At 43.2% G+C, this 12,183-nt stretch carries 9 protein-coding genes and 1 pseudogene; 8 read left to right on the forward strand and 2 right to left on the reverse strand.

What is annotated here, in order from left to right; genetic code table 11:
* The first annotated feature begins 7 nt into the window (after positions 1-7).
* The 6 genes from cobA to QUB14_RS11640 all read left to right on the forward strand — a co-directional run bounded on the left by cobA (position 8) and on the right by QUB14_RS11640 (position 5,116).
* Positions 8-1,588: a uroporphyrinogen-III C-methyltransferase gene (gene cobA / locus QUB14_RS11615; protein WP_333217100.1), complete on the forward strand. Its 1,581-nt coding sequence runs from the start codon at positions 8-10 to the stop codon at positions 1,586-1,588.
* A 316-nt stretch (positions 1,589-1,904) separates the two neighbouring features.
* Positions 1,905-2,228, forward strand: coding sequence for a type II toxin-antitoxin system death-on-curing family toxin (locus QUB14_RS11620; protein WP_333217102.1), 324 nt, complete (start codon positions 1,905-1,907; stop codon positions 2,226-2,228).
* 317 nt (positions 2,229-2,545) lie between these two features.
* On the forward strand, positions 2,546-3,736 hold the full coding sequence (locus QUB14_RS11625; RefSeq protein WP_333217105.1) for a tetratricopeptide repeat-containing serine protease family protein: 1,191 nt from the start codon (positions 2,546-2,548) through the stop codon (positions 3,734-3,736).
* Between the two features lie 87 nt (positions 3,737-3,823).
* Positions 3,824-4,402, forward strand: coding sequence for a Uma2 family endonuclease (locus tag QUB14_RS11630; RefSeq protein WP_333217107.1), 579 nt, complete (start codon positions 3,824-3,826; stop codon positions 4,400-4,402).
* A gap of 393 nt (positions 4,403-4,795) precedes the next feature.
* Complete coding sequence (locus QUB14_RS11635) at positions 4,796-4,960, forward strand: hypothetical protein (protein WP_333217109.1); 165 nt, start codon at positions 4,796-4,798, stop codon at positions 4,958-4,960.
* Positions 4,961-4,972: 12 nt separating this feature from the next.
* Positions 4,973-5,116 (forward strand): hypothetical protein, encoded by a 144-nt coding sequence (locus QUB14_RS11640; protein ID WP_333297200.1) that lies wholly within the window; start codon positions 4,973-4,975, stop codon positions 5,114-5,116.
* A gap of 258 nt (positions 5,117-5,374) precedes the next feature.
* Here the strand turns inward: QUB14_RS11640 and QUB14_RS11645 are convergent, their stop codons facing one another.
* Positions 5,375-8,401, reverse strand: coding sequence for a PAS domain S-box protein (locus QUB14_RS11645; protein ID WP_333217111.1), 3,027 nt, complete (start codon positions 8,399-8,401; stop codon positions 5,375-5,377).
* A 422-nt stretch (positions 8,402-8,823) separates the two neighbouring features.
* On the opposite strand from QUB14_RS11645, the gene QUB14_RS11650 reads away from it, so the two are divergent.
* Together QUB14_RS11650 and QUB14_RS11655 are read left to right on the forward strand one after the other, a co-directional pair.
* Positions 8,824-10,248 carry a diguanylate cyclase domain-containing protein gene (locus tag QUB14_RS11650; RefSeq protein ID WP_333217113.1) on the forward strand — a complete coding sequence of 475 codons (1,425 nt, stop codon included), beginning with the start codon at positions 8,824-8,826 and terminating at the stop codon, positions 10,246-10,248.
* Between the two features lie 23 nt (positions 10,249-10,271).
* Positions 10,272-10,547 (forward strand): EAL domain-containing protein, encoded by a 276-nt coding sequence (locus QUB14_RS11655; protein WP_333217115.1) that lies wholly within the window; start codon positions 10,272-10,274, stop codon positions 10,545-10,547.
* 65 nt (positions 10,548-10,612) lie between these two features.
* Here QUB14_RS11655 and QUB14_RS11660 read toward each other — a convergent pair.
* A pseudogene (locus QUB14_RS11660) lies at positions 10,613-12,106 on the reverse strand (IS5 family transposase).
* Positions 12,107-12,183 lie beyond the last annotated feature (77 nt).

Genomic DNA, 12,183 nt, shown 5'->3' on the forward strand with positions numbered 1-12,183 from the left:
AGGAATTGTGAAAAACCACAAAGGGAAAGTTTATCTAGTCGGTGCAGGGCCCGGAGATTGTAACTTGATGACAGTGCGATCGCACAAACTGCTATCCCAAGCCGAAGTCTTAATCTACGATGCTCTCATCGACATCCCGCAACTCGAATTAATCCCAGCAACGTGTCGGAAAATCGAAGTCGGTAAACGCGGCGGCAAACCTTCCACGCAGCAGCAAGAAATCAACCGCTTGCTGGTAGAACATTGCCAACTCGGAAAGCAAATCGTGCGGCTAAAAAGCGGCGATCCGTTTATTTTTGGTCGTTCCAGTTCCGAAATTCAAGCATTAATCACAGCGGGCTGCGAGTTTGAAGTAATACCCGGAATTTCCTCCGCCTTATCCGCACCTTTACTAGCAGGAATTCCCCTCACAGATCCGGTAATGAGTCGCTGTTTTGCAGTGATGAGCGCCCATGAACCGGACGCTTTGGAATGGGAAGCATTAGTGCAGATAGAAACTTTGGTAATATTGATGGGAGGACGCAATTTAAGCGAGATCGTCTGGCAATTGCAAAAGCACGGACGATCGACCGAAACTCCGATCGCCATTATCCGAGATTGTGGCCGCCCCGAACAGCAAATTTGGCTGGGCACTCTCTCCAACATGGTACAGCAAACAGCAGGTCAATCTCTATCGCCTTGTGTGATCGTAATTGGGGAAGTAGTCAGATTGCGCGAATATCTAATTCAGCCAGAAAGCACAAATATGATCGATACACCAGTCACCGCTAACAACAGCCAATTGCCGCTAGCCGGAAAAACCATTTTAGTCACGCGATCTGTTTCTCAGTCTGCTGAATTTAGCGATCGACTCCAGCAACAAGGAGCCCGCGTTATCGAAATGCCCGCCTTAGTAATTGGGCCGCCTTCGAGTTGGGAACCATTAGACAGCGCGATCGCACAATTGTCAAGCTTTCACTGGTTAATTCTCACTTCCCACAACGCTGTAGACTGCTTTTTTCAACGATTACAAGCAAAAGGCAAAGACGCCCGCAGCTTGTTTGGCATTAAAATAGCAGTTGTCGGTAAAAAAACAGCAGAAAGTTTGCGATCGCACTCTCTACAACCAGACTTTATTCCCCCCAACTTTGTCGCCGATTCCCTAGTCGAAAACTTCCCCGATAACTTGCAAAACTGCCAAATCCTATTTCCGAGAGTAGAAAGCGGCGGCAGAGAAGTTTTAGTTAAAGAATTCACCGCCAAAGGAGCGCAAGTAATAGAAGTGCCAGCTTACCAATCTTGCTGTCCCGAAACAATCGATCCGATCGCCCTATCCGCACTCCAAAATCAAGCCGTAAATATCATAACATTTGCCAGTTCCAAAACCGTACATAACTTTTGCAATCTCATACAACAAAGCCCAAAATTGTCCCTGTCTAAGGATTGGTTGGAAAGCGTTTGCATCGCATCCATCGGCCCGGAAACTTCCAAAAGCTGCCAAAATTTATTGGGTAAGTTAGATGTGGAAGCCAAAGAATATACCTTAGATGGATTGACTGAGGCGATCGTGGAATGGGTGGCAGGATATCAAAGATTGATCGGCGATTGAAACCGCTACTATACAAAAAAAGTCCGGGCAGAGGGGGACTAATAAATATTTGGTATAATTCCTGAAGGCGAGATACCCGACTTCTTCAAGAAGTCAGGTATCTAAATCAACCAAGCTACAATAAGTTGTAAACTGGTTGTAAGATTTTTAGAAAAAAATAGGACTGCAAAAGACCAACTTCTTTAATAACTAGACGAAGTACCAGAACCCGTGCTGCTGAAAGTGCTTGAATTTGTTCGTTCCTTAAAGACTGAGGAACAGCAAAAACTAGAATCCAAAGCATGGCAGGCATATCTAGATTTAGAACGCCAAAGAAATGACGTTTACCGTAGCCTTGCCAACTCCTAATTTTCTCAGCACAAGTAGGTTTTTAAGTATTCACGCCATACAGATAGAGAGATTTGGTGCCACTCCCGGTGTCATAGACGAAGGCTTGTTGGAGTCGGCTTTGGATCAGCCACAAGCAACTTTTGGCGGTAATTTTTTGCATCCCACAATTAGCGAACAAGCCGCCTATCTCTATCAGATAGCGATGAATCATCCCTTTATTGACGGAAATAAACGAACGGCTTTTGCGGTAACAGATACCTTGTTGCGTTTAAATGCTTGCACTCGGAATTTGACGGACGAGCGAGCATAGGATTTAGTCATGCGAGTCGCAGGGGGAACCATGACTAAGGAAGAATTAAGTACCGAGTTTGAGTCATGTATTATTTAGTTTTAATAAGTAAGTTGGGCAGGGTACTACATTGAGATTAAGTAAGGTGCGCCCATCAACACCCTACATTGAAATAGCGAATCGCGGAACAAAAAAGCGAGTAAAATTATCACTAAAGAACAAAGCCGAGATCCTTTGCGTCAAATCAGTAATAAAACTAAACACAAAAAAGCACAAACCAACCCCGATCGCCCTTTCTTCCCGAAATCCCGCTACCCAACTACTAATTAGCAATAGCCATGAATATAAATTTTTCTCGTTACGACACCTTAACCACCCTGCTAGCAGGAACTACGGCAGCCTTAACCATAGTCATCAGCCAACCCGCGATCGCCAAAACGCCCCAAGAAGTCGCCAGCATTGCCGGGCCGCTGACAGTACAAATTAACAGTTCCCTAGGAGACGGTTCTGGCGTAATTATTGCCAAAAAAGGCAAAACTTACACAGTTTTAACAGTCAACCACGTCGTAGAAAAAGCAGACGTGAAATACACCGTTCGCACGTCTAAAGGCAAAAACTATCAAGCAACCTCCGTCACCCGTTTGCAAACCGCCGACACTGACCCGGATTTAGCCGTAGTCAAATTTGAAAGCCCCGAAGAATATCCAGTCGCCACGATCGCAGATTCCGATCAAGCCGTCATCGGCACTCAAATCTTCGTTTACGGCTATCCCGCTACGGGCGGACTTTTCGGCGCTGAACGAGAACCCGAACTCTCTCCCGGACTCGTTACCAGCCGCCCGGGCAACCGCCCGGAAGGTTACACTTTGCGGTATCAGGCAGTAACTTGGAGTGGCATGAGTGGCGGCCCAGTTTTTGACTCGGAAGGCCGAGTCATCGGTTTACACGGACAAGGGGAATTCGGTTTCGCGCAAACGAGTTCCGGCGAAGTCGCCCCGATTAAAACCGGATTTAACGCAGCAGTTCCCATCAATACATTTATCGGGAAGCTTGTGGCGGCGGGAATCAACAAATCCGAGTTGAAAGTAGACAATACTCCCCCAACCAGCGGCCCGGTATCCACCGCCAATCCGCAAGATGCCCAAGCTTATTATTTTCGAGGACTTTCGCTGTTAGATCAAGGAGATGCTTGGGAGGCGATCGCGGATTTCAACAGAGCACTCGCTTTCAAACCCAAATATACCCCTGAATTGTTTTTTAATATCGGTAATGCCCGCACTCTCATCACCGCCAGCTTGCCCGAACTCGATCCCACTCGCGGTTCCACTGCTATTCAAGCATACACGCGGGCGATCGCAGCCAATCCCGGTTTTGCCGACGCTTACTACAACCGAGCTTTAGCTTACCTGGACAACAAAGACCAACCGAAAGCAATTGCCGACTTTCAAAAAGCAGCAGAACTTTACAAGCAAGGCGGAAGAACCAGCGCCTATCAAGACGCACTCAACAGAATCAAACAATTGCAGTAGAATTAGAAGTTAAGAATTAAGAATTAAAAATGACTAATCCCATTTTTAATTCTTAATCAAGTTCCTACAAACAGCAGGTAAATAACAATGACTGCTATCACCTTAAACCTCAATTCCATTATCAAACTAACTTCAGAACAGTTTTATCAACTGTGCGAAGAAAACCCAGACTTGAAACTCGAACGCAACGCCAGCGGAGAATTAATTGTCATGCCCCCAACCGGAGGAGAAACGGGAAGAAGCAACTCAAAATTCAACTTACAGATTGGACTTTGGAACGAACAAACCCAACTCGGTGAAGCCTTTGATTCCTCCACAGGATTTACTCTGCCAAATAAAGCCGATCGCTCTCCCGATGCGTCTTGGGTAGAAAAATCGCGCTGGGAAGCTTTAACACCTCAACAAAGAGAAAAATTTATCCCGCTTTGTCCCGATTTTGCTGTGGAAATTCTCTCCCCAACTGACAGCTTGAAAAAGACTCAGGAAAAAATGCAAGAATATATGGAAAATGGCTGTCGTTTGGGTTGGCTGATTAACCGCAAAAAACGGGAAGTTGAAATTTATCGCCCCGGCCAAGATGTGGAAGTTTTACAATCTCCTCTCACCCTTTCTGGGGAAAATGTTTTGCCGGGATTTGTTCTCAATTTGCAAAAAATTTGGAATTAGCAGAATTCTATTTTGACTTATTATATCATCTTCAATAAAATAACCGTTACCATTTCGTAGTGAGTAATTCAAGTCAGATCGAGTTGGATTAGGACTCTCCGTCCTCACTACGAACCAATTTTGTTATTATCGTTCTAGGAGACATACTATTAGCTGGAAATTTGATAAAATTATAAGTAGCCATAAAATTAACTCGCTTGAATTATGGTTCAAACAATTCCAGTTACAAATGTCACATTTGAATAATTAAAAACACTTTTTGGCATTCAACTTGTCACATACGACCCATTTTTCAGAGAATGGCAAGACGAGTTGCCCTAAATCACAGACTTTCAAAAACGACACCTATATCAGATTAAAGCGGGTTACTTCAACTTGCTGGATTATCCGCAGATGCTGGAAAAAACCATCAGTTTGTCGATCGTTTCTCCGCTGTTATTTGCAGGCGAGTTTTATCTTCATCCTTTCTACATTAAGCCAGAAAAATCCGTCGAATTTTCCGAAGAAGATGAAGGCGTTATCATCAAAAGTAGCCTCGATATTTTAGTTTTAAAATAGCAGTTGTGGCTGATGGTAATAGAATTGAAGCGAGTTTCATTTTCGATCGAAGCGGGCTTGGCGCAAATCTTAGCTTATATGCTGGCAAATCCCAACCCGGTCAAACCTAGTTACAGCATACTTACTACAGTTTGTGACAGTCTTTATTCAAAATAAACCACATATTGGGTGTGTTAAAATAATACGTAGCGTAATTTTTTTATCCATCTATAAAAGAGAGAATTAACCCGCATTTGGTATTATTGATGAACCGTTGAAGCCCTTATTTAAGCGTGGGTTTATGGCTGCGGAGCCTTTAAGGTACCCGCAGCCATAAACCCAGCGGGTAAAGAAATTGGGAATTATGGGAGAGGTTTATTAGAGATATAGCCACTACTTAGAGCACTATAGCTTCTTTGTCCTTAAACTAGATAACTAAACTGGATTCGGGAGCATAGGTCGAATTAAATTCACAATTTGGTCATACTTAAAGTTATCCACACAATCAATTAGCGCACTGGAAAGGGTTGATTTAGATGCGGGAATTTGTTTGATTAGCTCGTTCATGACTTCAGGATCAACATAGTAGGCAGCTTTATACATTTGTTCTAACCACTGAGAGGACATCACGGCTATATCTTCTGGAGATAAAGAATCAACAAATAGTTTTTGGGAATCTTTTCCTACAACTGTGTAGATGTACTCTACTCCCAAGTGGTGAGCGAGTTTGTCAAAGACGAGCCTTTCCTGAAATGGCTTGCTCATAAAGTCGTCACAACCAGCCATAAGAGCTTTCTGTCGCACTTCTTCAAAAGCGCTGGCAGTTAAAGCAATAATGACAGTCTCTTGTCCATGAGGGTGTTCTCTAATGCGTTTAGTAGCTGTGTAGCCATCCACGATCGGCATTCGTAGATCCATCCAAATCAGGTGTGGAGACCAACTTTCCCACAGGGATAGTGCTTCAACTCCCTGTGTTGCTTCGCGCACCTCAAAACCGACTGAGGTAAGGAGTTTGACCAATAAGCGGCGATTTTCCTCTACATCTTCAACCACAAGGATGCGGTAAGTTGGTTGTCCTAGAGCTATACCAATCACTCTTTGTTTAGGCAATTCTGAGGCAAGGCAGACTGCTTGAGGTAAGTTTACCCCAAGTTCAAAGTAAAAAATGCTGCCCTGATTCAATGTGCTTTGAACCCGAATCTGACTACCCATGAGTTGGACAAATCTTTGACTGATAGCTAAACCTAGACCAGTACCTTGATTCAATTTATTCCCAGCTTCAGCTTGCACGAACGCCTTAAATAAGCTGTCAACTTCTGTTGGAGCAATCCCCACTCCAGTATCCTCAATTTCAAAACATAGGCGACAGGACGTTTGGTCGCTCTGTTCTGATTTCACTCGTAAGGTGACGCTTCCTTGATTAGTAAACTTAATCGCATTACCGAGCAGATTGACTAAGACTTGATACAGTTTTTTCTCATCGCTATGCACAAATTGGGGAAGATTCGGTTCTAGCTCGACAATTAGTTTCAATCCTTTCGACTGGGCTTTAATTTGCAACATTTCTTCAATAGAAATCAGCAAATTTTTTATGTCAAAGTCAGAAAGAGAGAGTGTCATGTGTCCGCTCTCAATTTTGGATAAATCTAAAATGTCGTTAATCAATTCCAATAAATGTGTGCCGCTACGATTGACGATCGCCAGATCTTGTTGGAGTTCGGGAGTCAGAACAGGATCGTAACTCATCAATTGTGTAAATCCCAAAATAGCATTGAGAGGAGTACGGAGTTCGTGGCTCATATTGGACAGGAACATACTTTTGGCTCGGTTTGCTGTTTCTGCTGCTTCTTTAGCTTGCTGAAGTTCCAACTCGGCTTGTTTGCGATCGCTAATGTCAATTAAATATCCCAAGATTTCCACCGGTCTACCTGCACGATCTCGAATTAGTCTGAGTTGACCGAGTATCCAGCGATAAACCCCATCTGAGCGACGAAGACGGTATTCATGGAAATAAAAATCATTGACGAATAGATTGGCTAAGCCATTAACTACTCGTTCTACATCATCTGGGTGTAAGTTATGCACCCAAAATTCAGAATCTTCTAAAAAAGCAATGCTTTCATAGCCCAATACATCTTTGATATTTTCGCTGATGAACGTTGCTCCATAATTGCCACCAGGTTTACTGCTAAAAATGACAACGGGGCTGTAGTCCAGGAGAAAGTTGAGGCGATTTGTAGTAGCTTGCAAAGCTTGCTCAGCTTGTTTCAGCTCTGTCACATCCTCCTGAACGGCAACATATACAGTTCCGTATTCAGGATGCTCAAACCTAGATGTATGAACTCTGCACCAAAAGAGAGTTCCATCTTTTTTCTTATTGTAGACTTCATATTTTGCTTCTCCGTTCTGATCAATTTGAGTGACAATATCTAGCACGCTTGCGTCTGGTGTAACCTCTTTATCGACATAATTCAAGACACCAACGGGTTGACCTGCGAGTTCGCCATCTGTGTAGCCAAACATAGCGTTAAATTTGGGATTGGTGTAGACGATCGTGAGATCTGAGGCTTTAATTAAACACACTCCACCTGCCATATTATGGATAATAAGACTCTGAAGCTCTAGGGTATTTTGAACTTCTTTTCGAGCGGTAAAGTCTTGGATTTGAGCAATAAAATGCAGTGGATTTCCCTGTTCATCTTGTACTAGCGAGCCATTAAGAAGAATCCAAATTATATGTCCTTGTTTATGGAAATACCGTTTTTCCATTTGGTAAGTTGAAATGGTTCCTGCTAATAGTTGATTTGCATAACTAATATCCCCGTCTAAATCGTCAGGATGGGTAATGTCTTGGAAAGTTAACGCTAACAACTCTTCTGAGGAGTAGCCAAGAATCTGACATAAGGCAGGATTGACTTTAATCCAGTGCCCATCAAGTGAAACGATCGCCTTTCCAATTGACGCATTTTCAAACGCATTGCGAAACTGCTCTTCACTGTTTCGTAAAGCCACCTCAATTTGTTTGCGTTCGTTTTCAGCCCGCTTGCGCTCATCGATCTCCTTCTCTAAGGCTTGAATCGCCACAATAAGTTGAGCAGGACTAGGTAAAGCTAAGGCTGATGGAATTAAAAACACTAGCTCAGATGCAGTATATAGAGAAATCAGAGCAGTAATAGCTTTAAGTCCTCCATAAAGCCAATAAGTAGGAAACCAAAGCGTCCAAATTTCCATGATATGAGTTGTACCACAGGCAATTATGAAGCCGCCAAACAGCAAAAATACTTTCTGAAATGGAGTATCTTGGCGCTGTCGCACAAAGTAGATTAGCATGATTGGGATGGAGTAGTAAGCTAAAGCGATTAAACCATCGGATAAAATATGTAATCCTACTAAGTTTGTTTGCCAGAGATAGCAGTGACCGTGAGGAATGAATCCTCCACTTTCAAAAAAATGTGTAATCATACCTAACCTGAATTATTAATGAGTGCTGAAGTGCCTAGCGATTGAGTTCTGCCATTGCCCGCTTCATCGTCGATGTCATACCGGGAAAACTACTTTTGAGTAGGGAGATGTCAAATTACCAACCCAGCAGCACGAGACATCCGATCGCAATGACGAGTAGACTTGCCCTTTAAGAAATGTGCTTGTTCATAAATCGGCTGCTAGGGTTGAAAAAATGTTCTCCTAATGTTAGCCGAAACGAAGAAGGGCAACCCCGGGGGGATTATCCCTACCTCAACAAGTCAGATTTTGTAGGGGCTGTGCCAGCGTGCCAGTCCTCGAACTCTGCGATTGCAGGACTTCTTTCTACGTCAAGTGAGTTAATAACCTAATAATTCAAGTATACTCTTGTTCATAGGGTTATATTCCTCTAGCATAAAAGTATGGAAAATAGTAGGAGTGTCCATAGAACTAGCGATCGGGTTAGCGATCCAGCTACAAACTACCGAGGCAATATATTAATTGTTGACGATCTGCCTGATAACCTGCGTCTTCTCAGCCGTACTTTGAGCGCACATGGTTATAAAGTTCGCAGTGCCACAACAGGCGAAATGGCGCTCCGAGCCGCCCAATTGCCAGGGACGGAACTAATCTTACTCGATATTAAATTGCCCGATTTGGATGGCTATGAAGTTTGTAAACAATTAAAATCTGACGAGCAAACTACAGGCATTCCGATAATTTTCTTGAGTGCTCTCAATGAAACTTTCAATAAGGTTGAGGGGCTTGCTGTTGGTGGGGTAGATTATATTGCTAAGCCGTTTCAAGTCGAAGAAGTATTAGCTCGTGTCGAAACTCACCTAACCATCCGACGGTTGCAACAAAGCCTCCAAGAGCAGAATTTACGTCTCTTGAGAGAAATGGAAGAACGCCAACGTCTCGAAGCGTCCCTCTTTGCCGAAAAAGAACTAGCTCAAGTGACGATCCAATCGATTGGTGATGCAGTTATTACTACCAATGCTCAAGGTAATGTGCGATATTTCAATCCTATCGCTGAGCAACTGACAGGCTGGAAGGCTCATGAGGCTCAGGGACTCCCCCTGTCTACAGTCTTTGAAATTGTCAATGAAGTAACGCGAAAGCCAGTAGAGAATCCGATCGCCAAAGCTCTGTTGGAGAAGCGAATTGTGGGCTTAGCTAACCATACTATTCTCATTGCGCGCGATGGGAGGGAGTATGCCATTAAGGACTCAGCAGCACCGATTCGAGACCGCCAAGGTCAAATTATTGGGGCAGTCATCGTCTTTCATGATGTTACCGAATCGCGCAATCTTGCTCGTCAACTCTCTTGGGAAGCCAGTCACGATGCTCTGACGGGTTTAATCAACCGTCGAGGATTTGAGCAGCGACTAATAGAGGCGATCGCCTCTGTTCAAGATAGCAATCTGCAGCACGCTCTCTGTTATTTAGATTTAGATAAGTTCAAAGCCGTTAACGATACCGCAGGTCATATTGCTGGCGATGAGCTACTGCGTCAAATCACTACACTTTTACAAAATGGAGTCCGCGCTAATGACACATTGGCTCGCTTGGGAGGGGATGAATTTGGTCTTTTGCTTACTAAATGTCCCCTCTCTAAAGCAGCTCAGATTGCGGAAAACCTCAAAGACCTAGTGCATCAGTTTCGGTTTATTTGGGATAGCAAAACCTTTATCATCGGCGTCAGTATTGGAGTTGTTGGCATTAACCAAGCCAGCCAAGATTTGATGGAGGTTATGGGGGCGGCTGATGCAGCTTGTTATGCTGCCAAAGGCCAAGGTCGCAACTGTGTTCATGTTTATCGTCGAGACGATGACGAACTAATATAATTAGACAACCTGGTGAGAGGCAGTTGATTTCCAAAATCAGCCGTGCGTTAGAAACCCATCGTTTTTGTCTCTACTTCCAAAAGATTTGCTCTATTACCTATAACCCCTCATTAGAGCCTTATGAAATTTTCTTAAGAATGCTAGACGAAAATGGAGAAAGCGTGGCTCCCAATGAGTTTATTCTCACCGCCGAGCGTTATGGCTTGATAACCAAGAGCGATTGTTGTTGGGTAATCGAAACTTTTTTATCGAATTATCATAATTTATTTGAACTAAATCTTTTTAGTAAAGACTTGTAGACGCTCAATATTTAGGGTTTGCTGAATAATCGATCGCAAACTAAGAACAGGAGCGATCGATATATTCAAGCAAAGTTAAATATAAGTTTTTTCTGTATCGAGTCCCCCCAATTATAATTGGGGATTATCTTCAACCCAAAAACAGGTGTTCTTTTTCCAAATAGACATAAAAACACACAAAAAAGCCGACGCCACCAGGTAGCAAGGTTCATTACCAAAAAACTAATTGCAATAACTGTACCAGATGTATTATCAAGTTTTGCCATCACTCGATTTAGACCGAATCTTCGTTTCCCTTGCCCAAACTTGCCCTCAATTGCATTTCTAATTCTCTCATCTTCCAACGCTTGCTTCTTTTTTGATTTACTCACCTTTGCTGGGGGTCTTCCTAGAGGGGGCCCACTGAGCCTAATTCCTCTTTATTTGCACCACGCTCGGTTTGATCTTGTACGATAAATGCGATCTGCATGAACTGACTCTGGATAATATCCTGTAAATCTATAATAAGCTTCTACTTGTTCTTTTAAGTCCCCTGATTCGTTAAAGTTATCCCAGCTCATCCGGTCTAAAAATACATATCCTTCAAAACAACTGGCTGATAGTTTGGCTCCAAACTCTACGCTTTTCCCGGCTTTTCCTCTGACTATAGGACGAATATGGGGTTGACTTAAACTTACTATTCTATCCTCAATACTCTGTTTATCGTTGTCAAATAACCACTGTTGTTGGCGAGCGACTTCTGTGAGGACTAGCAAAGTTTTATATTGCTTTTTATTCAGACCTTCTAGGGTCGCACCTAAATCGATTAGCTGTTCAATATGAGCTAGGTTTCTTTTGATGTACTGAAGTTGTTTTTTAATTGCCTGTCTTCTTTTGTTTCGGGTGGATCGTCTTTGTTTGGCTACTGCTAAGTAATCTTTTCGGGCGAGATTACGGTAGGTTCTTGGTTTTTTAGTGGTTTTTTCTTTAATTTGTTTATACAGAATGTCGAGGATTTTTTCTGTATGAACTCTGGCTCTGTTTAATAGTCCTAAGTCGGTCGGATAACTAATGTCGGCTGGGGCGCACGTTGCATCTACGATCAACTTACCGCGATTGGGTGACTCATTTTTGGCGTCCGAATCCTTTTTTTTTTCGGGTTTGACTGGCGTGATGGAGCGGATTTTTTCAACCATTCGTTCGTTGACTTTATTAATTAGGTTCGGACTAATTCTTTGGCGAAAATGAACTAATAAAGATGGGTCAAACGGTAGCTCATTACTGTAGCTTGATTGACCAATAAAGTATTGTAGATACGGGTTTTCACGGATATGTTCTACTGTTTCCCGATCGCTAATTCCGAGTTTTTCTTTGATGATTAATGCCCCCAACGCCATCCGAAAGGATTTGGCCGGTGCCCCCATTTCTGTGGGGAAGTTTTTAGCATATTCTGCTTCAAATTCTGACCACGGGATAAGTTCGGCCATTTTTACCCAACGGTTATCTGGTGACAATTTTCCACAGGAGGGGAGTTCAAAGTCGGAAGGTGAGTGGGTAGCAAGCTCAGCTTTTCTGTACACGTTCGCAGGTGGTGATGCACGGGTTTTGACCTATTTTACCTGTTTATCTTGCACTTTTTTCTCGCTCGCGCTATCGA

This window comes from Microcoleus sp. B3-D2, assembly GCF_036705345.1.
Lineage (GTDB): Bacteria > Cyanobacteriota > Cyanobacteriia > Cyanobacteriales > Microcoleaceae > Microcoleus.